General features: G+C 68.3%; 21 protein-coding genes and 1 tRNA gene. 13 read left to right on the forward strand and 9 right to left on the reverse strand.

Going from position 1 to position 21,495, the window contains the following annotated elements:
- Nucleotides 1-2 precede the first annotated feature (2 nt).
- The 7 genes from J4573_RS18665 to J4573_RS18695 all read left to right on the forward strand — a co-directional run bounded on the left by J4573_RS18665 (nucleotide 3) and on the right by J4573_RS18695 (nucleotide 7,680).
- Nucleotides 3-1,556, forward strand: coding sequence for a class I adenylate-forming enzyme family protein (locus J4573_RS18665; protein WP_208256974.1), 1,554 nt, complete (start codon nucleotides 3-5; stop codon nucleotides 1,554-1,556).
- Nucleotides 1,556-2,527 (forward strand): LLM class flavin-dependent oxidoreductase, encoded by a 972-nt coding sequence (locus tag J4573_RS18670; RefSeq protein WP_208256975.1) that lies wholly within the window; start codon nucleotides 1,556-1,558, stop codon nucleotides 2,525-2,527. The genes J4573_RS18665 and J4573_RS18670 overlap by 1 nt, the downstream gene beginning before the upstream one ends.
- 20 nt (nucleotides 2,528-2,547) lie before the next feature.
- Entirely contained in the window at nucleotides 2,548-2,934 is a 387-nt protein-coding gene (locus J4573_RS18675) for a nuclear transport factor 2 family protein (protein WP_208256977.1), read from the forward strand.
- A 68-nt stretch (nucleotides 2,935-3,002) separates the two neighbouring features.
- Nucleotides 3,003-3,431 (forward strand): hypothetical protein, encoded by a 429-nt coding sequence (locus tag J4573_RS18680; protein ID WP_208256979.1) that lies wholly within the window; start codon nucleotides 3,003-3,005, stop codon nucleotides 3,429-3,431.
- Nucleotides 3,432-3,503: 72 nt separating this feature from the next.
- Nucleotides 3,504-4,085, forward strand: coding sequence for an RNA polymerase sigma factor (locus J4573_RS18685; protein ID WP_243773213.1), 582 nt, complete (start codon nucleotides 3,504-3,506; stop codon nucleotides 4,083-4,085).
- Complete coding sequence (locus J4573_RS18690; protein WP_208256981.1) at nucleotides 4,082-5,287, forward strand: CU044_5270 family protein; 1,206 nt, start codon at nucleotides 4,082-4,084, stop codon at nucleotides 5,285-5,287. The genes J4573_RS18685 and J4573_RS18690 overlap by 4 nt, the downstream gene beginning before the upstream one ends.
- Before the next feature lie 236 nt (nucleotides 5,288-5,523).
- Complete coding sequence (locus J4573_RS18695; protein WP_307796693.1) at nucleotides 5,524-7,680, forward strand: (Fe-S)-binding protein; 2,157 nt, start codon at nucleotides 5,524-5,526, stop codon at nucleotides 7,678-7,680.
- A 78-nt stretch (nucleotides 7,681-7,758) separates the two neighbouring features.
- On the opposite strand, the gene J4573_RS18700 is transcribed toward J4573_RS18695, so the two are convergent.
- A complete protein-coding gene (locus tag J4573_RS18700; RefSeq protein ID WP_208256983.1) occupies nucleotides 7,759-8,916 on the reverse strand; it encodes a glycoside hydrolase family 5 protein in 1,158 nt (385 codons plus the stop codon).
- Between the two features lie 201 nt (nucleotides 8,917-9,117).
- On the opposite strand from J4573_RS18700, the gene J4573_RS18705 reads away from it, so the two are divergent.
- Nucleotides 9,118-9,888 (forward strand): ZIP family metal transporter, encoded by a 771-nt coding sequence (locus J4573_RS18705; RefSeq protein ID WP_208256985.1) that lies wholly within the window; start codon nucleotides 9,118-9,120, stop codon nucleotides 9,886-9,888.
- A gap of 152 nt (nucleotides 9,889-10,040) precedes the next feature.
- Here the strand turns inward: J4573_RS18705 and J4573_RS18710 are convergent, their stop codons facing one another.
- The 3 genes from J4573_RS18710 to dcd form a co-directional block, all read right to left on the reverse strand.
- On the reverse strand, nucleotides 10,041-11,816 hold the full coding sequence (locus J4573_RS18710; RefSeq protein ID WP_208256987.1) for an ABC transporter permease/substrate binding protein: 1,776 nt from the start codon (nucleotides 11,814-11,816) through the stop codon (nucleotides 10,041-10,043).
- Nucleotides 11,809-13,041, reverse strand: coding sequence for a quaternary amine ABC transporter ATP-binding protein (locus J4573_RS18715; protein WP_307796694.1), 1,233 nt, complete (start codon nucleotides 13,039-13,041; stop codon nucleotides 11,809-11,811). The genes J4573_RS18710 and J4573_RS18715 overlap by 8 nt, the downstream gene beginning before the upstream one ends.
- Nucleotides 13,042-13,255: 214 nt before the next feature.
- Nucleotides 13,256-13,876 carry a dCTP deaminase gene (dcd, locus tag J4573_RS18720; RefSeq protein ID WP_307796695.1) on the reverse strand — a complete coding sequence of 207 codons (621 nt, stop codon included), beginning with the start codon at nucleotides 13,874-13,876 and terminating at the stop codon, nucleotides 13,256-13,258.
- Nucleotides 13,877-13,927: 51 nt separating this feature from the next.
- Between dcd and J4573_RS18725 the strand changes: the two genes are divergently transcribed.
- The 3 genes from J4573_RS18725 to J4573_RS18735 all read left to right on the forward strand — a co-directional run bounded on the left by J4573_RS18725 (nucleotide 13,928) and on the right by J4573_RS18735 (nucleotide 16,011).
- Nucleotides 13,928-14,001: transfer RNA gene (locus J4573_RS18725), tRNA-Gly, on the forward strand.
- 180 nt (nucleotides 14,002-14,181) lie between these two features.
- Nucleotides 14,182-14,460, forward strand: a complete 279-nt coding sequence (locus J4573_RS18730; RefSeq protein WP_208256992.1) for a hypothetical protein — start codon at nucleotides 14,182-14,184, stop codon at nucleotides 14,458-14,460.
- Nucleotides 14,461-15,453: 993 nt separating this feature from the next.
- The gene (locus J4573_RS18735) at nucleotides 15,454-16,011 is read left to right on the forward strand and encodes a dihydrofolate reductase family protein (RefSeq protein ID WP_208256993.1); all 558 of its coding nucleotides are present in this window, start codon (nucleotides 15,454-15,456) and stop codon (nucleotides 16,009-16,011) included.
- A 23-nt stretch (nucleotides 16,012-16,034) separates the two neighbouring features.
- Here the strand turns inward: J4573_RS18735 and J4573_RS18740 are convergent, their stop codons facing one another.
- On the reverse strand, nucleotides 16,035-16,418 hold the full coding sequence (locus J4573_RS18740) for a DUF5997 family protein (RefSeq protein WP_208256994.1): 384 nt from the start codon (nucleotides 16,416-16,418) through the stop codon (nucleotides 16,035-16,037).
- Between the two features lie 107 nt (nucleotides 16,419-16,525).
- Between J4573_RS18740 and J4573_RS18745 the strand changes: the two genes are divergently transcribed.
- Entirely contained in the window at nucleotides 16,526-17,146 is a 621-nt protein-coding gene (locus J4573_RS18745) for a LysR family transcriptional regulator substrate-binding protein (protein WP_307796727.1), read from the forward strand.
- Between the two features lie 115 nt (nucleotides 17,147-17,261).
- A complete protein-coding gene (locus J4573_RS18750) occupies nucleotides 17,262-17,645 on the forward strand; it encodes a GNAT family N-acetyltransferase (RefSeq protein WP_208256995.1) in 384 nt (127 codons plus the stop codon).
- A gap of 19 nt (nucleotides 17,646-17,664) precedes the next feature.
- Here J4573_RS18750 and J4573_RS18755 read toward each other — a convergent pair whose 3' ends face one another.
- The 4 genes from J4573_RS18755 to J4573_RS18770 all read right to left on the reverse strand — a co-directional run bounded on the left by J4573_RS18755 (nucleotide 17,665) and on the right by J4573_RS18770 (nucleotide 21,378).
- Nucleotides 17,665-18,207, reverse strand: a complete 543-nt coding sequence (locus tag J4573_RS18755) for a GNAT family N-acetyltransferase (RefSeq protein WP_208256996.1) — start codon at nucleotides 18,205-18,207, stop codon at nucleotides 17,665-17,667.
- A 71-nt stretch (nucleotides 18,208-18,278) separates the two neighbouring features.
- Nucleotides 18,279-18,995, reverse strand: coding sequence for a hypothetical protein (locus J4573_RS18760; RefSeq protein ID WP_208256997.1), 717 nt, complete (start codon nucleotides 18,993-18,995; stop codon nucleotides 18,279-18,281).
- 89 nt (nucleotides 18,996-19,084) lie between these two features.
- Entirely contained in the window at nucleotides 19,085-20,059 is a 975-nt protein-coding gene (trpS, locus tag J4573_RS18765; protein ID WP_208256999.1) for a tryptophan--tRNA ligase, read from the reverse strand.
- Between the two features lie 170 nt (nucleotides 20,060-20,229).
- Nucleotides 20,230-21,378 (reverse strand): magnesium and cobalt transport protein CorA, encoded by a 1,149-nt coding sequence (locus tag J4573_RS18770; protein WP_208257001.1) that lies wholly within the window; start codon nucleotides 21,376-21,378, stop codon nucleotides 20,230-20,232.
- Nucleotides 21,379-21,495 lie beyond the last annotated feature (117 nt).

Here is a 21,495-nt window from a genome sequence, read left to right on the forward strand (position 1 = left end):
GGATGCAGAGCTGGATCCATGTGCTCGAGTGGCGAGCGACCGTGCACCCCGACGTGCCCGCTCTGATCGACGACCGCGGCACCCGGCTCACCTACCGCGAGCTGCTGGAGACCCTGGAGCGACGGGCCGGCGGCTGGCATGAGCGCGGCGTACGCCCCGGCGATGTGGTGGCCCTGGTCGGCAAGAACAGCGCCGACTTCCTGGTGAACGCGTTCGCCCTCATGAGGGCCGGAGCGATCCCCGCGTTCATCAACTGGCGCCTCGCACCCCGCGAGGTGACCGAGCTCTTCGCCCTCCTGGAGCCGGTGGCCGTGGCCGCCGACGCCGAGTTCGTCCCGTTGCTGGACGAGGCGGCCCCGGGCCTGCAGCCCCGCGTTCTCCTGGCCGCCGACGACGTCGGCGCGGCGGGCCCGGCGAACATGGCCAGCGCGACGAGGTGGGTCGGCGCGCTGGAGGCCGAGCCGCCGGAACGGCCCGAACTGCCGGGCGACGCGGTGATGACGCTCGTGCACACCAGCGGCACGACCGGGCGGCCGAAGGCGATCCCGCTGCGGCACGGGGCGCTGATCCAGAGCGTCGCCGCGTTCGCCATCGAGATCGGCGACCAGGTGGCCGGGTCGCGGCACCTGCAGATCATGCCGCTCTTCCACCTGGGCGGGTTCGGGCAGGCGATGCAGGTGATGCTGACCGCCGGTTCGCTGTACGTGCACACCTCGTTCGGCCCGAGCGACGTGGTGGACGCGATCGAGCGCGACCGGCTGGAGTTCTTCACCGCCGGGCCTTCGCTGGTGGACATGCTGGTCGCCGAGGTGCGGCGCCGGGGCGGCGGCGCGGACCTGAGCAGCCTGGTGGAGATCGCGTACGGCTCGGCTCCGATCACCCCGGCGTCGCTGCGGCGGGCGCTGGAGACGTTCGAGGGCTGCCGGTTCCGGCAGATCTACGGCAACACCGAGAGCCAGAGCATGATCAGCCTGCTGGCGCCCGAGGACCACCGGCCCGAGCTGCCCGAGCTGGCGAGCGCGGGGCGCGTCGCGTTCGGCTGGGAGGTCAAGATCGTCGACGCCAAGGGCGAGGAGGTGGCCGTCGGAGAGCCCGGCGAGCTGCTGATCCGCGGGGAGTGCCTGTTCTCCGGCTACTGGCGCGACGAGGAGGCGACCCGCGAGGCGTTCGCGGACGGCGGCTGGTACCGCACCGGCGACATCGCCCGGCTGACCCCGGGCCGCTACCTCTATATCCTCGACCGCGCCAAGGACATGATCATCAGCGGCGGGGAGAACATCTACCCGGCCGAGGTCGAGGCCGTGCTCGCCGCCCATCCCTCGGTCCGGGACGTCGCGGTGATCGGGCGGCCGGACGCGACGTGGGGCGAGGCCGTGCACGCCGTGATCATCCCGGCGGAGGCCGACGAGGCCGACGCCGCGGAGATCACGAGCTGGTGCCGCGAACGGCTGGCCGGGTTCAAGATCCCTAAGAGCTTCGAGTTCGTCGAGGCGCTGCCGCGCACGACCACCGGCAAGGTCCTCAAGCGCGAGCTGCGCGCGCGGGCGAGGGCGTGATGAGCGGCGCGGCGAGCGGTCCGCTCGGGCTGTCGATCGCCTCGCACAGCGGCCTGCCGCCCGCGCGCATCGGTGAGCTGGCAGGGATGGCCGAACGGGCCGGGTTCTCGACGGTGTTCGTGGCCGAGGGGCACGGCGACGCGCTCGCGCTCTGCCCTCCGGTGATCGCGGCGACCTCGCGCGTCGAGGTGGGCACGGCCATCGTGAACGCGGCGCTCCGCCCTCCCGTCCTGGCGGCCAAGACCGCGGCCGTCCTCGACGACGCGTCCGGCGGCCGGTTCGCGCTCGGCCTCGGCGTCGGCAACACCGTCATGAACGACCGTTTCGGCCTCACCCCTCCGCCGCCGCTCGCCGCCACCGAGGACTACGTCGCCGTCGTCCGCGCCGTTCTGGCGGGCGAGGAGCACAAGGGCGAGATCTTCCGGTCGGCGCGGATCCCGCTCGACCGGCCGCCCGTACGGCCCGACATGCCGATCCACCTCGCCGCGCTAGGCCCGCGCATGCTGGCGCTGGCCGGGCGGATCGCCGACGGCGTGATCCTCAACCTTATGTCGCCGGCCCAGGCCGCGGAGGCCACCGCCATCGTGCGCGCGGCCGCCGCCGAGGCCGGGCGCAGGGATACCCCTCGCATCCTCTGCGTCGTCCACTGCTGCTTGTCCGAGGACGAGGAGGCCGCCGCCGAGGCCGCGCGGGCCGTCGTGCCCCGTTACGTCATGCATCCCGCCACCGACCGTCTCTTCAATGCGGACCTCGGCGAGGCACGGAGCGCGGTGCTCGCCGGGGACCGCACGGCCGCAGCCCGCCACGTACCGCAGAAGGTCGCCGATGCCTTCGTCGCCCGAGGTGACGCCGCCGCCTGCTCGGCCCGCATCGCCGAGTACCGCGCGGCCGGCGTCGACCTGCCCGTCGTCTTCCCGATGCCGGTCTCCGGCACCTGGGACATCCCCCGCTCGATTTCCGGACTCGCCTGATCCTCCCGGGAGAGATTCACATGCACGACCAGCTCATCGACCGTTTCTTCGCCGCGCTCGAGGCCGGCGACATCGACACCGTCCGTTCCATCTACGCCCCCGACGCCGTCATCTGGCACAACGACGACCTGGTCGAGCAGGCCGTCGAGGACAACCTGAAGGTGCTCACCGGCCTGCACCGCGTCGTGTCCGGCCTGCACTACGAGGTCGTCCGCCGCGCGCCGCTGGACGACGGCGTGCTCCAGCAGCACGTCCTGCACGGCGTCCTGCCGAACGGGAAGGAGATCGAGCTGCACTGTGCGATGTACGTCCAGGTGCGCGGCGACCACATCACCCGGATCGACGAATACCTGGACTCCGCGCAGCGCACCGCCATCCGCACCGCCCGGGAGGCCGTCCAGACCTGAGCCGACAAGCCGGGGCGCAGACCAGAGCTGCGCAGGCCCGAGCTGTGCAGACCTGACAAGCTGGGCTTATGTCACGTCATGGGGAGAAGGTCGGGGTGCTGGGGGCGGCGTTCCGCTGCGCCGAGTGCGGCGAGATCGCCGGCGTGCTGAGACTCACCCCGGCCGGGCAGCCGGTCGACATGGGCCCTCCCCTGGGACGCACGACCCACGAGGCCGACGGCGTCTCGCTCGACCTCTTCGGCGGTACTTCCTGGCACCGCCTGGAGGGCGAGGCGTTCGGGCGCCTGCGGGCCCTGATCGAGACGGACGCGCCGGACGGGCCGGACGCGCTCGAGATCCGGCGCGTCCACTGGGAGCTCGCGCCGTTCCTGTGCCGCGAGTGCGGTGACGTCTACTGCTGGACGGACTGGAAACCGTCCGTGACCTTCGACGACGGGTTCTACGACGAGACCAGGGGGACCTGCCCGCGCGGCCACCGGCAGACCATCGACGATTGACCGGTAACGATGGCCGCCTCCGGACCACTTCCTGGTGACGGAAGAGCACGGGACGGAACGGAGGTGCGGGCGATGGCCGACGAGGCCGGGGAGTCCGAGGACGCGCGCCGCTTCACGGCGATCTATGACGCCTGCCGGCAGCGGGTGTGGGCCTATGCGGTCAGCAGGGCCGGGCGTCAGGTCGCCGACGAGGTGGTGAGCGAGACCTTCGCGGTGGCCTGGCGGCGGCTCGGCGATGTGCCCGACCCCGCGTTGCCGTGGCTGCTCGGGGTCGCCCGCAACGTGTTGCGCGACAACTTCCGGGCCGAGGCCCGGCGCGAGTCGTTCGCCGCCGAGCTGCGCCGCTGGGGCCAGCGCTCCGAGCGCGACGTGGCCGAGGACGTGGCCGAACGTCTCGCGGTGCTGCGCGCGATGGCCGCCCTGGACGAGGACGACCGGGAGATCCTGATCCTGGTCGCCTGGCAGGGCCTGGCCCCGCGCGACGCCGCCAAGGTGGTCGGCTGCAGCCCCGCGGCCCTCCGCGTACGGCTGCACCGCGCCCGCAAACGCCTGGTCCGCGCCGTGGAAGAGGACGGTGGCGCGGCAGGGGACGTGGTGGACGGTTCCGGTGCCGTTCGGGCTCGTGTGGGGATCAGCGCTAAGGAGATGTCATGAACGGCGATGTGCTGCGTACGGTCGCGGAGGCCAGGCCGGACGAGCTCGACCCGGGCGTTCCGGTGGACGCGGCCACGCGGGAGCGGGAACTCACGCGGGCGATGGCAGGCGCGCCACGGGCAGCGGGTGCTGCGGGCTTGGTGCGTGGTCCGGCCCGGCGGCGGCGCGTTGGGCCGGCTTGGGGCATGAGCCTCGGCCTGCTGGGCGCCGCGGCCGCGGTCGCCGTCGGAGTGGCGACGACCTCGGGCGGCGGGGACGGGTCGGGTCATGGCAAGCGGCCCGTTCCGCCGAGCGCGGGCGGCGAGATCCAGGCGCAGCCGATGAGCGCCCGTACGGTCCTGCTGTCGGCCGCCACCAGCGCGGAGAAGCAGTCGAACGCGGTGGGCGGCGCGTTCTGGCACCAGACGACCGTCCAGCGCGACTACTCGCCGGTGGGCAAGGGCCCGGGCGCGTACGTGATCGTGAGCACGCAGCGGGCCGAGGGATGGGCGCCGGCCACGACCGGCCCCAAGGCCAGGCAGTGGTCGCGCCAGCAGAATCTCGGCTCCGGTCCGGCGACCGCCAAGGACAAGGCCGCCTGGGCACGGGCGGGCTCGCCGTCGAAGTTCGAGGTCTCGTTCCCCTCCTCTCCCAAGGGCGGGAAGCTGAAGAACGCGACGCTCAACGCGGCCCCGGGCAAGGTGGAGATCAGCAGCAGCGCGTTGCCGGACGGCGACAAGATCTTCTGGCTGGGCCGGAACGTGACCATGAAGGACCTGCGGGGGCTGCCGACCACGCCGAAGCAGCTGAAGGCGTCCCTGCTGAAGTGGTACGGCGGGCACGACACCGAGTCCGACAGCATCCCGATGGCCTCCGACGACTGGCTGCAGCGGGTGGCCGGCGGGATGATCACCGACATGCCGATCACGCCGCAGGTGCGGGCCGCCGCGTTCCGGATGCTGGCGGGCCTGGACTCGGTCAAGGCGGTCGGGCCGGTGAAGGACGCGGAGGGCCGGACCGGCACCGCGCTGGTCTCGGTCGAGAAGACCCGGAACGGCGTGCTGGAGCACCGGCTGATCATCGACGAGGCCAAGGGCGTGGCGCTCGGCAGCGAGGTGGTGATCCTCAAGCCGGGCGGCGTGAACGCGCTGCTCCCGGCCGGGACGCGGCTGCAGTCGACCTCGATCGTCGGCACGGACTGGACCGACGCGCCGCCGAACTAGCGGCGCCGATGTAACTGCGCCGATGTAACTGCGGCCTTGTGACCAGGGCGTTCCCTTCGGGGGGCGCCCTGGTCGGCGTTGGCGGTTCCCGTGGTTGAGCGCGAGGTGTGGCGGGCATCGCTCTGCGTATATGTGACGCATAAGCTACTGCCGAGTAGTATTCGGGCCCCGGATGAAGTGCGGTCTGTCGCGAGCCCTACTCTGACAGCCAACGCCCGTACCAGGAGGACGGCACAGTGTTCTTGATCACGTTGTTGGTTGGGCTCGCCGGAGCGGCGGTCGCGTTGGCGCTCGCCGGCCGGCGAGTGCTGTTCCTGTGGAATCTCTTCAAGAGCGGCCAGCCCGACCCGGACCGGGTCCTGCAGGTCAAGCGCGACCCGAAGGCCGACGTCGAAGGCCAGGTCGTCGAGGTCATGGGGCAGAAGAAGCTGCTCAAGTGGACCGTCGCCGGACTCGCGCACGCCGCCGTCATGTGGGCGTTCATCCTGCTCGCCACCGTCTACCTGGAGGCGGCGGTCGCGCTGCTCTTCGGGCTCGACAAGCACATCCCGGGCCTCCAGACGTGGGGGCCGATCGGGTTCGTCCAGGACACCATCGCGATCCTGTGCTTCCTCGGCCTCATCGTCTTCTCGGTCATCCGGATCAAGAACTCGCCGAAGAAGCTCGACCGCAAGTCGCGGTTCAAGGGCTCGCACACCGGCGGCGCCTGGCTGATCCTCTTCATGATCTTCAACGTCATCTGGACGATGTTCTTCTTCCGGGGCGTCGAATGGGCCAGCGGCAACCTCGACTACGGCAAGGGCGCGTACTTCTCCTACCTGGTCGGCCAGCTCTTCAAGGGCATGAGCCACGACACCCTCGAGGTGCTGGAGTCGATCGGCCTGCTGCTGCACATCGGTGTGGCGCTGGCCTTCCTGGTGATCGTCGTCAACTCCAAGCACCTGCACATCTTCATCGCGCCGCTGAACGTCATGTTCAAGCGCCGCCCGGACGGCCTGGGCGCCGCCCAGCCGATGATGAGCAACGGCAAGCCCCTCGACTTCGAGGAGGCCGACCCGGACGAGGACACCTTCGGCCGCGGCAAGATCGAGGACTTCACCTGGAAGGGCCTCCTCGACATGGCCACCTGCACCGAGTGCGGGCGTTGCCAGTCGCAGTGCCCCGCCTGGAACACCGGCAAGCCGCTGTCGCCGAAGATGGTCATCCTGGAGCTGCGCGACCACGCGTTCCACAAGGCGCCCTACATCCTGGCTTCCGAGGAGGAGCGCGAGAAGTTCACCGACGAGCAGAAGCTCGCCATGGAGGTGGACAAGGAGCTCGTCGGCGAGAACGGCGTCATCCACCCCGACGTGCTCTGGTCGTGCACCAACTGCGGCGCCTGCGTCGAGCAGTGCCCGGTCGACATCGAGCACATCGACCACATCCTCGACATGCGCCGCTTCCAGGTGATGATCGAGTCCTCGTTCCCGAGCGAGGCCGGCGTCATGCTGAAGAACCTCGAGAACAAGGGCAACCCGTGGGGCATGTCCGAGATGAAGCGCCTCGAGTGGATCGCGGAGCTCGACTTCGAGGTCGAGGTCGTCGACGAGAAGATGCCCGAGGACATGGAGTACCTCTTCTGGGTCGGCTGCGCCGGCGCCCTGGAGGACCGGGCCAAGAAGACCACCAAGGCGGTCGCGGAGCTCCTCCACATCGCGGGCGTGAAGTTCGGCGTGCTCGGCCCGATGGAGGCCTGCACCGGTGACCCGGCGCGGCGCCTCGGCATGGAGTTCGTCTTCCAGATGCTCGGCCAGCAGAACGTCGAGACGCTGAACGACGCGGGCGTGAAGAAGATCGTGGCGACCTGCCCGCACTGCTTCAACACGCTGGCGAACGAGTACCCGCAGATCGGCGGCCAGTACGAGGTCGTTCACCACACGCAGCTGCTGGCGCACCTGGTCGACGAGGGCAAGCTCACCCCGGTCACCCCGATCGAGGAGAACATCACCTACCACGACCCGTGCTTCCTGGGCCGCCACAACAAGGTCTACAAGCAGCCCCGCGACATCATGGCCAAGGTGCCCGGCGTGAAGACGCAGGAGATGCACCGGCACAAGGACCGCGGCTTCTGCTGTGGCGCCGGTGGCGCGCGGATGTGGATGGAAGAGCGCATCGGCAAGCGCATCAACACCGAGCGCGTGGACGAGGCGCTGGAGACCAACCCCGACACCGTCTCCACCGCGTGCCCGTTCTGCCTGGTGATGCTGGGCGACGCCATCAACGAGAAGAAGAACTCGGGCGAGGCCAAGGAGACGCTGGAAGTCGTGGACGTCTCCCAGCTGCTCATCCGTTCCATCAAGGGCGACGGGTCCACGGGGACCGAGCCCGAGAAGGAGCCGGTCGCCGCTGAGTAGGGCGCATTAGCCAAGGGGAACGCCCCGGGTCGGTCGTGATGACCGCCCGGGGCGTTCTTTTGGTCGGGGGTTGCGGGGCTACTTCACCCAGCCCGCCCAGGGCTTCCAGCTGTCGTCGTCCTTGTTGACCATCGAGAACGTGCCGCCGTCGGAGTACTCCCACCAGGAGTAGCCCAGGCCCTTGGACTTGTAGAGGGCGACCTTGTCCTTGATGTAGGCGTCGTGGCCTGACGCCCCGCCGCCGATGCCGAACTCACCGATCCATACGGGGAGCTTCACGGCCTTGGCCATGTCCAGGTGGACCTGGAGGTGCTTGGCCATGTTGGCCTTACCGGAGGAGGCGGTGTAGCCGGTGTCCCCGTCCGAGGGGTTCGGGGAGGTGCCGATGCCGTTGGAGTCGAAGCCCAGCCCCTTGTTGCCGCTGTAGTAGTCGTGGATGGACCACAGCAGGTTGGTGCGCTTGGTGGGCTTGAACGAGGAGGTGAAGGCGCTCGCCGGGACCTTCGCGTCTCCATAGGTCGGCTCGATGGCGATGTTGGTCGAGGCGTCCTTGGCCCGGATCGCGTTCACGATTTTGGTGTAGTCGGCCAGGACGCTCTTGTGGTTGACCGGCCAGCGGTACGGCTCGTTCACCGGGTCGTACGCGGCCAGGGCCGGGTTCTTGCCGAAGCGGGTCGCGAGCTGCTGGAGGAACGGAAGGCCGTTCTTGGCGACCGCGCCCATGCCGTCGGTGGTCTGCGCCCACTTGGGAACGCGGCCCTGCCCCTCGGGCTGTCCGTAGAGGTGCACGCAGTCGAGGACGACGTACAGTCCTGCGGACTTGGCGCGGGCGAGGGCGGTGGAGAGGGTCTTGAAGGCCGTCTCGTTCCACTTGCCCTTGCTCGGCTCGAAGTCGTCCCAGAAGAGGACCATCCGTATGCCGGTGAAGCCCTTGGCCTTGATTGCCGTGTACGTGGCCTGGCCCCAGGTGTCGGAGCTGCCTGCGTCCCAGACCGGCTGCAGGTTGGGGCCGTTCAGCTTGAGCGCCTTGCCGTCGGAACGGACGAACGCCTCGGTGGTCGTGGCGTGCAGCTTCGTGAGCGCCGCGGCGGCGGCCTTCTGCTGAGCGGTGCTGTGGGCGGTGCTCTGGGCGGTGCTCTGGGCGCCGCTGAGGGAGCCGCTGGAGGACGTTCCGCAGGCCGTGACGGCTCCGGCGGAACCGGCGAGAAGCGCCGTCGCTATAAAGGTTCTGGCCATTCGATGCATGGGGGTTGGTCCCTTCGAGGCCTCTGTTTTCAAGATCGCGAAGTGGGACGCTACTCGGATGATCAAGGGGTGGGTGGAGCGGGTCGAGAGGATCGTTATCGCTTCGTTGCACGGAGGTCCGGCGGCGCGCCGACACGCCCCCTTGGGGCGAATGTGGGGGTGCGCTGCCCGCTCACCTGGTAGGACCTGATCATGGCCGTGGTCCTCGCAGTGGTGTCGTGCGTGATGACGCTGGTCGGCGGCGTCGTCGCGATGCGCGTGCGCGACCGCCGCCACCTCGTGCTGGGCCTGGTCGGCGGGCTGATCCTCGGCATCGCCGCGTTCGACCTCGTTCCGGAGTCGCTGGAGCTGTCGTCCGCGCATCTGCTGGGCGTGCCCGCGCCGATGGTCGGCTTCGCGCTGGGGTTCCTGCTGCTGCACGTGATCGAGCAGGCCACCGCGATCCACCAGGCGCACGAGGCGGAGTACGGCCCGCATGAGCACCCGCACAGCCCCGGCCACCACCATCACGGTCACGGCACCGCCGAGCAGGGCAAGGTCGGCATCGTCGCCGCGTCCGCGCTGGTCGGGCACAGCTTCATCGACGGGCTGAGCATCGGGCTCGGCTTCCAGTCGGGCACGACCGTCGGCGTCTTCGTGGCGATGGCCGTGATCGCGCACGACTTCGCGGACGGCTTCAACACGTTCACCGCCGCGTCTTTGGACCGTACCGACCGCGCGCCCGCCGTCATGCTCGCCGCCGACGCCCTGGCCCCGATCGCCGGAGCGCTGGTCACGCTGTTCGTGGCGGTACCGCAGGCGGCGCTCGGTCCCTACCTGGGCTTCTTCGCGGGCGTACTGCTCTACCTGGCGGCGGCCGAGATCCTGCCCGAGGCGCACAGCCGCCACCCCCGCGTACTGACGCTGTGCGCGACCGGCTTCGGCGTCATCGCCGTCATGCTCATCGTCGGCGCCTCCGGATAGCTCCGCGCGTCCACCTCCGCGCGTCCACCTCCGCGCGTCCACCTCCGCGCGTCTACCTCCGCGCACGTCCGGATGGGTAACGAAGAGGGCCGCCCCGGCGTTATGCGGGACGGCCCTCGACGACAGGGCGAGCGATCAGGCGGTCGGCCGGATCAGCCCGTGATCTTCTTGAGGTAGTCGGGGTTCGCCTTGACCCACTCGTCGACGCCCTTCTCCTCGTTGCCCTTGTACTTGTTCATGACCAGGTCCTCGAGCGGGAAGAGCTGCTGGTCGGTCATCGAGAACTTCGACAGCCACTTGGTGACCTCGGGGAAGTCCTTCTTGAACCCCTTGCGGCCGAGCATGTCGAGCTTCTCGTTCGCCCCGAAGGCGCCCTTCGGGTCGGCGAGCGGCTTGATCGGGTACTTGGTGTAGGCCCAGTGCGGCTTCCACAGCGCGACCACGACCGGCTGCTTGGTCTGCGTGGCGCGGTTGATGGAGGCCAGCATCGTCGCCGTGCTGCTGGTGACGTGCTTCCAGCCGCCGTCCTTCAGCCCGTAGTCGGGCATCACCTTGTCATTGATGATCTTGGTCTCGCCGGCGCCCGGCTCGATCCCGGTGATCTGCTTCTTGTAGCGGTCGGGGTCCTTCATCAGGTCCTCGACCGAGTTCGCCGGGTCGTCCTTGAGCACGGCCAGCTGCATGCTGGTCTTGTCGTACCAGTAGCCGAGCCGCTCAAGGTCGCTCTTGTACTTGTTGTAGTACTGGGCGTGCGTGACCGGGAGCCAGGCGTCCAGGAACAGGTCGACGTTGCCGCCGCCCAGGCCCGCGAACAGCGGCCCCGGGTCCACCTGCTGGAGGTTCACCTTGTAGCCCTTGTCCTCCAGGGCCCTCTTCCACAGGAACGTGGCGGCGACGTCCTCGTCCCAGTTGATGTAGCCGATCGTGATCGGCTTGCCCTTGCCGCCGCTGCCGCCGTCGTTGACGTTGATCGCGCCCGTGACGATGGCGAGGATCGCCAGCACTCCCACGGCGGGGAACGCCAGCGCCCGCTGCGGACGCCAGCTGAGCACCGCGGACGCGCCTTCACCCGCGGCGTTCTGCTCGGCGCGGCGACGCGCGGCCGGGGCGAACCGCTGCCCGAGGGCACCGGTCATCCGGTCCAGGATGATCGCCATGATGACCACGGCCAGGCCGGACACCACGCCCTCACCGGTCTGCGCGTTGCTGATCGCCGCGTAGACCTCCTGGCCGAGGCCGGGGGCGCCGACCATGCCCGCGATGACGACCATCGAGAGCGACAGCATGATGACCTGGTTGACACCGGTCATGATCGTGGGGAGCGCGAGCGGGAGCTGCACGCCGGTCAGGACCCGGCGCGGGGGCGTGCCGAACGCCTCGGCGGCCTCCACCATCTCGGTGTCGACCTGCTGGATGCCGTGCTGGGTCATCCGTACGCCGGGCGGGAGCGAGAAGATCAGCGTGGCGATCACGCCGGGCGTGACGCCGACCGCGAAGAACGTGACGGCCGGGACCAGGTAGACGAAGGCGGGCATCGTCTGCATGAAGTCCAGCACCGGCCGGATCACGGCGGCGAACCTCGGCCGTCTGGCCGCCGCCACCCCCGTGGGAATGGCGATCGCCAGCGCGACCACCGCCGACACCAGGACCAGCGCCAGGCTGATCATGGTGTTCTCCCACTGACCGAGCGAGTCGATCAGCAGCAGCCCGGCGAACGTCAGCACGCCGGCCGCGAGGCCGCGCAGCCACCAGCACAGGACGGCGATCAGGATCGCCATCACGATCATCGGCGGCGCGGCCAGCCAGTCGCTCAGGTGACCGACGACCGAGTTGATGATCGTCTTGATGAACGAGAAGAACGGATCCCAATGCTTGGTCATCCAGTTGACCGCGGAATCCACCCATTTGGCGAGGGGAATCTCAGGCATCGGCCAGCACCTCCTCGTCGTCGATGGGCGGGTTCTCGCCGGTGGTGCCCGACCCGTTCCCCAGCGCCGCCAGCAGCGTGACCCGGGGGATCACGCCGAGCATGCGCCCGGACTCGTCGGCCACCACGACCGGCAGCGGGCTCTCGGCGACCGGCGTGAACAGGTCGGCCACGAGCGTGTCGGGGCTGACCGGCTCCAGGTCGGTCATCAGCAGCCCGTCCAGTGACGTGGCTCCGTCCCGTACCGCCTTGGCCGCCGCATCAGCGGACACGGCGCCCAGCAGCTTGCGATCGCGCGAGACCACGAAAGCCCCGGACGTCTGAGCCTCCCGCATGACCTTCACGGCGGCCCGCGGGCCGCCCGTCGCCTCGACGACCGACGTCGCCTTCTCCATGACCGAGCTCGCCGTCAGCACCCTGGAACGATCCACGTCGGCCACGAACTCGGCCACGTAGTCGTTCGCCGGGTCCATCAGGATCTCTTCGGCCGTGCCGATCTGCATGATCCGGCCGTCCCGGAGCATCGCGATCCGGTCGCCCAGCCGCATCGCCTCGTTGAGGTCGTGCGTGATGAAGACGATCGTCTTGCCCAGATCGTTCTGGAGCTCCAGCAACAGCTCCTGCATCTCCCGCCGGATGAGCGGGTCCAAGGCGCTGAACGCCTCGTCCATCAGCAGGATGTCGGTGCCGGCCACAAGCGCGCGGGCAATGCCCACCCGCTGCTGCATGCCGCCCGACAGTTCGCTCGGGAAACGTTCTTCCCAGCCCTCAAGTCCCACGAGCTTCAGGAACTCACGGGCCTTGGTCAGCCGTTCCTCCTTCGGAACGTCCTGAATCTCAAGTGCATATGCGGCGTTGTCCAGCACGGTCCGGTGCGGGAACAACGCGAAGTGCTGGAACACCATGCTGACCTTCTGCTGGCGAACCTCCAGCAGGGCCTTGCCGCTCAGCTTCGTGATATCGGTGCCGTCCAGCTCGATCGAGCCCGAGGTGGGCTCGAGCAGGCCGTTCAGCATGCGAATCAACGTCGACTTACCAGACCCCGAGAGGCCCATCACGACGAAGATCTCACCCTGCTCGACCTCGAACGACACATCGACGACCGCCGGCATGACCCCGATGGCCCGCACTTCCTTGGCCGACGCACCGGCCTGAAGTTTTCGCTGAGCCTCGCCCGTCTTCCGGCCGAACAACTTGTAGACGCTTTGCGCGCGCAGTATGGACACGGTCTCCTTTCGGGTTCCACGTACACAACGTGCGCGCGGAAACATCGTCGGTCCCTGTCCACGTTCAGCAGTGACGTACTTCACCTAAAGAAGCCGTCAACCAAACGCAAACGGTCTGCGTCAGCCGAAGTTACCTGCGTTCACCAGATGTTTCATCTTTTGGTGATCCGCGTCACTCACCGTGATCACAGAGCCCGACGCCGAATACCCGCAGTCACACCTTCGTGCGATGGAAGTTCAGGAAAGACCTCGACGGCGTAGGTCCACGCTGGTCCTGATACCGCGACCCGTACTTCGCCGACCCGTACGGGTACTCCGCCGGCGAGCTGGTCCGGAACAGGCACATCTGCCCGATCTTCATCCCCGGCCACAGCTTGATCGGCAAGGTGGCGACGTTGGAAAGCTCCAGCGTTACGTGCCCGTTGAACCCCGGGTCGATCCACCCCGCCGTCGAGTGCGTGAGCAGCCCCAGCCGCCCCAGCGAACTCTTCCCTTCCAACCTCGCCGCCAAATCATCGGGCAGCGCGAACACCTCATAAGTAGAGGCCAGCACGAACTCCCCGGGATGCAGCACGAACGCCTCGTCCGCCTCCACCTCCACCAGCCGCGTCAGATCGCTCTGCTCGACAGCAGGATCGATGTGCGGATACTTGTGGTTCTCGAAGACCCGGAAGTACCGGTCAAGCCTCACGTCCACACTGGACGGCTGGACCATGCTCGGCTCGAGCGGGTCGATCTTCACCCGCCCGGACTCGAGCTCGGACCTGATGTCGCGATCGGAGAGCAGCACGTCAGAAACGCTACCGCCTCCCCACCCACCCCGCGTCCCGCCCACGCGGTAACGCCGATCCGGTACGATGTCCGAACGACCGCTCAGAGCGGCCGCGCGAGTGTAGTTCAATGGCAGAACTCCAGCTTCCCAAGCTGGTAGCGCGGGTTCGATTCCCGTCACTCGCTCCACCAAGAAGGCCAGGCCAGGGACAAGCCCCCCAACCTGGGCCGTTTTCGTTCTCAGCGTCTCTACCCCCGCGTGCAATGAGACGGCCAGAACCCGTCCGTCGCTAAGTGCAGGTCTCGTCGGGGCCGGGGGAAGAACAAGCGGCTACGCGGCTAGCCGGACGACCATGGATACTGAGCCGCATGGTGAAGGACACGGCCACCGATGCGAGTCTGCCGCACACCAGATGGGCTCTGGTCAGCTACCGCGACTCCGATGAGTTCCTGAACGACGAGACGCCCATCACCAGGGAGCAGCTCACCCAGGTCTGGACCTTTTTCGATCATGGTGACGATGAGTGGATGCAGCGTGGCTGCTACCCGGTCACCTCAGGCAACTGGCCCCGTCTGCAAGAAATCCTGCGCTGCGGCCCGCCCCAGCCTGGACTCAGCTACTTCGTCGAGGCCTTCGCCGCCGGCTAACCAATGCAGGCCCCGGCACACCAATCAGCTCAACCGCGTACTTCGAGGGCGGGCTACTACTTGGAAGTCAAGGGTTCGTAGTCGTCCAAGGACAGGTGGAACTCAGCACCGCGTTGCGAGGGCTGCCACCCTCTGCTCAGCCCGAGGTCGATCGCAGCTGCCACCGTACGCGGGAGAACTTTGCCAGCGGGCTCGTGGAGCAGGTTGCCCGGGTGAGCACAAGGAAGGGTGACCACAAGCCGAGCCCCTGATGGTTCGACGCGTTCCACCACGAAGGTCAGTGGAGTCCAGCCCATGCTCTGACAGTACGTCGGGCGACCACGCACCTTCCATCGGTACTCGATCGAATCGACCGTGATCCGTCGTGTCCCCTTCTTGGCCAGCGTCAACGGGTCTCCAGCACCTCTTCGATTCCTTCCCCTTACCGTACGCGGCTCGGCCCTCAACCGTCCTGGGGGGCTCGTGGCGGGATCTGCCCACCGAGGGTGGGCATGTCCATGAACAGGGTCGCGACCGCTAGGAGATTGATCAATGAACCCGTCGCTCGGCCACGCAGACCTCGGTGACGGGCCAGTCGCAGCGTGGTCACTGCCGCCGGGGCGACGGTGGTCAGGGCACTGGCGACTCCGGGAGAGTATTCGCGCCAGCGCACCACCGGGAGCAGTAGGGCCGCGTGGGAGGCCAGGTAGAAACGGTGGGTGGTCGTACCACCGAAGCGATCTGAAGCCCACTGGGGAAAGCGCGGGAACTCCTCCACGCAGTGCAGCCACACGGCAGCGGTGAGGGGAAGATAGCGGCGGTCGCGGCACATGGACGTACCTCCTCGCGAGGGCGGATCAGCCAGATAGCGATGGCGCGGAGCCCGATGAGTTTCGAGGGGACCGGCGGTCTGAACGTGTGTGAGTGACCGACCACTGAGCACGAATGGTGGACGCGGGCTTACGGCTGTGCCGGGGGCGTCCCGGCGCGTGAGGAAGCACACGGAGGCATAGGATGCGGAAGCTGATTCTGGGGTTTTACGTCTCGCTGGACGGTAAGAGCGCGGACGGGGACAACGGCATCCGGGACGTCATGATGAGCATCGACGACCCGGAGCAGGAGAAGTACTTCGTCGAGCGGCTGTGGGACGCCGGGGAGTTCATCATGGGCCGCAACACCTGGGAGATCCTGGCCGGGTTCTGGCCGACCTCCGACCACCCGTCGGCCAAGGCGATGAACGAGATCCCCAAGGTGGTGTTCTCCCGCACGCTCAAGAGCGCCGATGAGTGGCCCGAGACCCGCATCGCAGGTGGCGACACGGCAGAGGAGATCGCCAAGCTCAAGGCCGAGCCCGGCAAGGCCCTCTGTGCCGTGGGCGGCACCGCGTTCATGCACTCGCTGATCAAGCTCGGCGTGGTCGACGAGTACCGGCTGTGGGTGCTGCCCGCCGTCACCGGCAAGGGCGCGCCGCTGTTCCCCGAGCTGGACCAGGCCGTGAACCTGCGCCTGGTGAAGAGCACGGCCTTCCCGTCCGGGATCCTCGAACTGATCTACGAGCCGGCCGGCAGGTAGAACGCACCGGGCCCGTTCGGGAGTCAGGCCTTGGCGCGCTGCTCTTTGAGGCGGAGCTCCTCTTTGCGGACTTCGGCCTGGATGGCTTGCTCGCGTTCCAGCCAGTCGGGGTTTTCGGCCTTCAGGGACTCGATCTCGGCCGTGGTGAGGGGGCCCGTGATGCCGGCGCGGGCCAGGCCTGAGGCGGAGACGCGGAGCTTGGCGGCGATGATCTGGCGGGGGTGCGGGCCCTCGCGGCGCAGGTCGGCGAGCCACGCGGGCGGGTTGGCCTGGAGCGCGTTCAGCTCGTCGCGGGAGACCGGGCCCTCCTGGAACTCGGCGGGCGCTGCCGACAGCAGGATCCCCAGCTTCTTGGCCGCGGTCACGGGCTTCATGGTCTGCGGGGTCTTGCCCTTGGACGAGCTCATGACCTCAAGGGTAGCTAGGAACCGGCCATGGCTAGGCTGAGGAGGTGACCAATGGTGAGTTCCGGCTGGCCTACGTACCAGGGGTAACGCCCGGGAAATGGGCTGGGGTGTGGGCCGAGCGAGTGCGGGAAGTGCCGCTTCAGCTGGTGCAGACGCCCGCCGCCGAGGTCGTTCCCCTGCTGCGGGACGGCGGTGTGGACGCGGCGTTCGTACGCCTGCCCGTCGACCGCGAGGCCCTCCACGTGATCCCGCTGTACGTGGAGGCGACCGTGGTGGTCGTGCCGAAGGATCATGTGGTCGCCGCAGCGGAGGAGATCGAGCTCGCCGACCTCGCCGACGAGGACGTGTTCGAGCCGTTCGACGAGGTCCTGGTCTGGGACGCCCGCCCCGGACAGCCTGCCTTCACTCGCCCTGAGGACACCGCCGCCGCGATCGAGCTGGTGGCGTCGGGGACCGGTGTCCTCCTGCTCCCGCAGTCTCTGGCCCGCCTGCACCACCGCACAGACCTCACCTATCGCGCTGTGACCGACGCCCCTCAATCGCAGATCGGCCTGGCCTGGCTCGACGTCGAGACGACCGACCTCATGGAGGAACTGATCGGCATCGTCCGCGGCCGTACACCCAACAGCACCCGCGGCCGCAACCCCCAGCAACAGCCCGCCCGCAAAAAGCCACAGCAACAGCGCCCCACCCCCAAACGCCGCCGCCAACCCCGCCGCCGCCCCTGACATGGGAAGCGACGCCGCGCGTAGCCGTTTCCAGGTCACGTTGAGGCGGACTGATCTGCCCCCGGCAGGCGTACGCGAGGTCGTCCCTAGTGATGCCCCCGCCCTGGGCCCGCTCATGTGGAATGCCTACCGAGGGACCCCAGACGAGGAGGACGCAGGTAGCCCCGAAGGTGCCGCACGCGAGGTACTACTCACGCTGAACGGCGAGTACGGGACCTTTCTGCCTGACGCGTCGTTCCTCATCGAGGACGGCGGCCGCCCCGTGGCCGCGGCGCTGGTCACGATCGACCGCGGTCTTCCACTCCTCGCGTTCCTCTTCACCGCGCAGTCGCATGGAGGGCGAGGGCTCGGGCGCACGCTGGTCGAGGCGGTCATGCACGCGCTGGCCCTTCAGGGACACGACACGCTGACCCTCGCAGTGACCCGGCGCAATCACCGTGCGCGGCATCTCTACAAGAGCCTCGGCTTCACCGAGGCTCCCGTGCCTGACAGCACGTGATCAGCCTTTCGTCCGTCGGCTAGCCCTTGGGGAGGGGCTTCCAGTCCTGAGCCAAGAGCCCTAGCACCACCTCGTCAAGGAATTCGCCCAACACCCAAGCCGAGGAGCGCAGGACGCCCTCGCGGACGAAGCCGTTGCGCTCGGCGGAACGCAGCATCGCGTAGTTGTCCGCGAGCGTCTCGATCTGCAGACGCTGCAATCCGCGTACGACAAAGCCGTAGTGGCACAGGACCGCGACCACATCGGTGCCGTAGCCCTTGCCACGGCAGGACGGCAGCAGCCCCAGGCCGATGTGCGCGGCCCGGTTGTGGTTGTCGATGCCCCACAACGTCGCGGTCCCCACCAGCGCGCCGCCGTCCAGCTCGACCACGGAGAACGGGACCTTGCCCTCCGCCGAGTCGTCCACCACGAGCCGCGAGTCCTTCGAGCCCGGCGAGATCGGCCGCCAGGGACCGCCTTCGGCGCGCGAGGAGTTCACCACGTCGTCGTAGAGCTCGGTCCGCAGGACCGGAATGTCTTCCTCATGCCGAGCCCTCAGCGCGACTTTGCTGCCTGTAAGCATGCGAAATTCCTATCCGACCCTCCTGGCCTGCGCCAACCGAGATACCGAGTGGTCCCAATGGGGCTCGGTGCTCAGCGGCGGGCGGTGAACATGGCGTAGATGGTGGCGCCTACTGCTACGGGGCCGGTCAGGAGGTAGGCGATCCCGCTGACTAGGGCGAGTCTTTGTGCGACCGCCAGGAGAGACACCAAGGCGAAGGGCGCCACGGCCAAGGCCACGTTCTTGTGGCCCGTGAAGCCCAGCATTAGCGGCGCAGAGGCCAGGGCCAGGCCGGATGCCAGGGCTACTACGCGGCCCACGGCCTGGCCGTGCAGGGCCTCGTGGGTCGGCTCGAAGACCAGGGCTACGTTGAGCCCGCCTATGAGCAGGTAGGTACCGGCGACCATGACCACGGTGAACGCCGCGACGGTGACCGGGATGATCGGCGTTCCTGGGACGAGGACCGCGCGTACGGCCACTGCTGTGGCGACCGGGACCAGGATCACGCAGGGATAGAGGGCCACGTCGCGGGCGTAGGTTCCCGGCAGGACCAGCAGTACGGGGATCAGGGCCGTAGCGAGGATGGCGAGGGCGGGGCCGCGTTCACCTGCCAGCTGGAGCAGCAGCGCGCCGACGGCCACGACCAGGCAGCCCAGGTAGACGACCACGCGGTCAGACTGCAGGGGATGCGCGGCGGTCGGGCCGGGCTGACTGAACCAGCCGTACGTGCCGACAAGGAACATCCCGCCGCCCACCAGCACGGCGACACAGGCGAGGACGGTCATCGAGCGCTTCGCTGTCGTCTGCACATCCCGGCTTCCTGGTGGGCGACCGGTGTTCGGGCTGGGCTTCTTGTCAGTGTGAGTGACGGTTCTGCGGGTGGCTAGGCTCCCGCCGGTCAGGCGGGGAGGAGGCCTAGGGCGGCTTTGGCTTGTTGGACTTTGGTGGTGGCCAGGTTGCGGGCTTGGGCGGCGCCGGATTGAAGGGCTGCTTGGACTTGGGCGGGGTTGGCTGCCAGGTGGAGGTAGCGGGTTCGTACGGGGGTGAGGGTGGCTATTACGGCGTCGGACACTGCGGTTTTCAGGTCTGAGTAGCGGGTGAAGCGGGGGGCTAGGTCTTGGGGCTTGTCGCCGGTGCAGGCGGCGAGGATGTCCAGGAGGTTGGAGACTCCGGGCTTGGTGGTGGGGTCGTAGGCCACTTCGGTGCCGGCGTCGGTTACGGCGCGCATTACCTTGCGGCGGAGGACGTCGGGCTCGTCCAGGAGGCGGAGGGTGCCGGCGGGGGACGCGGCGGACTTGCTCATCTTGGAGTGGGGGTTCGTCAGGTCCATGATGCGGGCGGCTACGGGTGGGTTGACGGCGCGGGGGATGGTGAAGGTTTCGCCGTAGCGGGTGTTGAAACGCTGGGCGATGGTGCGGGCGAGTTCTACGTGTTGGGTTTGGTCTTCGCCGACCGGGATTTCGGAGGCGTCGTAGAGGAGGATGTCGGCGGCCATGAGGATGGGGTAGGTCAGGAGGGACATCCGGACTTGTTGCTGGCGGCCGGACTTCTCCTTGAACTGGATCATGCGCTGCGCTTCGCCGTAGCCGGTGGCGCATTCGAGGAGGTAGTGGAGTTCGGTGTGCTCGGGAACGTGGGACTGGACCAGGAAGAGACATCGGTCCGGGTCGACGCCCGCGGCCAGGAGGAGGGTCGCGAATTCGAGGGTTCGGCGGCGTACGTCGGCGGGGTCGTGGTGCAGGGTGAGGGCGTGCAGGTCGGAGATGAACGCCACGGTGTCGGTCTGGTCGCTGACGATCGGGGCGATCGCGCCCACGTAGTTGCCCAGGTGCAGGTCACCGGACGGGGTGAAGCCTGTGAGTCGGCGTGCCATGGTCGGCTCCTTCGGAGGGTCGGGGGCCGCCCTCGGAGATGCCGGTTCACACGCGAAACGGCCGCCCTGAGGGGGCGGCCGCGGGTGTCGTGAGACGCGGATGAACGGTGCCGCCCGTTAGGGGCGCCACCAGCTTGAAGAGGTCATCCGCATGTCTTCGAATGTAGCACTTAGAGCCAGTTACGGCGTTTGAAGATCAGATAGAGCGTTCCGCAGACCAGGGCCATGAGCAGCACGGCGAACGGGTAGCCGGCCATCCAGTGGAGCTCGGGCATGTGGTCGAAGTTCATGCCGTAGATCGTGCCGATGAGGGTCGGGGCGAAGAGGATGGCGGCCCAGGCGGAGATCTTCTTGACCTCTTCGTTCTGGGCGTTGCTGGCCTGGGCGAGATTCTTCATCTCCTCGTTCTGCGCCTGGCCGACCAGGGTGGCGTTGACCGTGAGGATGTCCTGGAGGTTCTGCCGGAAGCCGTCGACGCGTTCGACGACGATGGTGGCGTGGTCGGCGACGTCGCGCAGGTAGCGGCGGAGCTCGTCGTCGATGCCGTACTTCTCGAAGCCGGCGAACAGGCCCTCGACCGTGGTCGCGAGGGGGCGGGTGGCGCGCTGGAAGTCGATCACTTCGCGGGACAGCTCGTAGATCCGGCGCGAGACCTTGGGCTCGCCGCGGAACACCTCGATCTCGATCTCGTCGATGTCGTTCTGCAGGCCCGCGACGACTGGCGCGTAGCCGTCCACGACCGCGTCCATGATCGCGTAGAGGACTGCCTCGGGGCCGCGCGAGAGCAGTTCGGGTGACGCTTCCAGGCGGCGGCGTACGCGCGACAAGTCGGGCGCCTCGCTGTGCCGTACGGTCAGCACGAAGTCCTTGCCGACGAAGACGTGCAGCTCGCCGAACTCGACCTCCTCGATCTCGTCCACGTAGCGGGCCGCGCGCAAGACGACGAAGAGGGTGTCCCCGTAGCGTTCGAGCTTCGGGCGCTGGTGGGCGACGATCGCGTCCTCCAGCGCCAGTTCGTGCAGCCCGAACTCGTCCGCCAGCGACATCAGCTGGGTTTCCGAGGGCCGGTAGAGGCCGATCCACGCCATGCCGCCGGGCGTCTCGCGCAGGGTCTGGAACGTCTCGGCCAGGGTCGCCGGAGAGCCCTGCCGAACGCCCTTCACGTAGACGGCGGCGTCCACCACGCTCTCGCCCACCGGCCGTTCGACTTCCTCGGCCCGCGGGTCCATGGAACGTTCCGGAGCCTCCTCGTCAACCCGGTTGGACCGCCCCGATACCCGCTTCAGCGGACGCAGTGCACGCCCACGCAAATCCGCCATCGGTCACCTCCCAGGCCTCCAAGCAGCACTTTCTGGTCATCTTCCCCCTGAATCTTGACCCACCCCTCATTCGCCAACCTGAACTCGGGATGCATATGCGGCTAGATCTGGGCGGCG

The organism is Actinomadura barringtoniae (assembly GCF_017573505.1).
Taxonomy (GTDB): Bacteria; Actinomycetota; Actinomycetes; order Streptosporangiales; family Streptosporangiaceae; genus Spirillospora; species Spirillospora barringtoniae.

Coding starts and splice junctions, on each gene's coding strand:
- J4573_RS18710 (WP_208256987.1), bottom strand. CDS start 11,816: ATGCCTGAGATTCCCCTCGCCAAATGGGTGGATTCCGCGGTCAACTGG.
- J4573_RS18735 (WP_208256993.1), top strand. CDS start 15,454: ATGCGGAAGCTGATTCTGGGGTTTTACGTCTCGCTGGACGGTAAGAGC.
- trpS (WP_208256999.1), bottom strand. CDS start 20,059: ATGGCACGCCGACTCACAGGCTTCACCCCGTCCGGTGACCTGCACCTG.
- J4573_RS18690 (WP_208256981.1), top strand. CDS start 4,082: ATGAACGGCGATGTGCTGCGTACGGTCGCGGAGGCCAGGCCGGACGAG.
- J4573_RS18700 (WP_208256983.1), bottom strand. CDS start 8,916: ATGGCCAGAACCTTTATAGCGACGGCGCTTCTCGCCGGTTCCGCCGGA.
- J4573_RS18675 (WP_208256977.1), top strand. CDS start 2,548: ATGCACGACCAGCTCATCGACCGTTTCTTCGCCGCGCTCGAGGCCGGC.
- J4573_RS18755 (WP_208256996.1), bottom strand. CDS start 18,207: ATGCTTACAGGCAGCAAAGTCGCGCTGAGGGCTCGGCATGAGGAAGAC.
- J4573_RS18730 (WP_208256992.1), top strand. CDS start 14,182: ATGGTGAAGGACACGGCCACCGATGCGAGTCTGCCGCACACCAGATGG.
- J4573_RS18680 (WP_208256979.1), top strand. CDS start 3,003: ATGTCACGTCATGGGGAGAAGGTCGGGGTGCTGGGGGCGGCGTTCCGC.
- J4573_RS18750 (WP_208256995.1), top strand. CDS start 17,262: ATGTGGAATGCCTACCGAGGGACCCCAGACGAGGAGGACGCAGGTAGC.
- J4573_RS18770 (WP_208257001.1), bottom strand. CDS start 21,378: ATGGCGGATTTGCGTGGGCGTGCACTGCGTCCGCTGAAGCGGGTATCG.
- J4573_RS18670 (WP_208256975.1), top strand. CDS start 1,556: ATGAGCGGCGCGGCGAGCGGTCCGCTCGGGCTGTCGATCGCCTCGCAC.
- J4573_RS18705 (WP_208256985.1), top strand. CDS start 9,118: ATGGCCGTGGTCCTCGCAGTGGTGTCGTGCGTGATGACGCTGGTCGGC.
- J4573_RS18665 (WP_208256974.1), top strand. CDS start 3: ATGCAGAGCTGGATCCATGTGCTCGAGTGGCGAGCGACCGTGCACCCC.
- J4573_RS18740 (WP_208256994.1), bottom strand. CDS start 16,418: ATGAGCTCGTCCAAGGGCAAGACCCCGCAGACCATGAAGCCCGTGACC.
- J4573_RS18685 (WP_243773213.1), top strand. CDS start 3,504: ATGGCCGACGAGGCCGGGGAGTCCGAGGACGCGCGCCGCTTCACGGCG.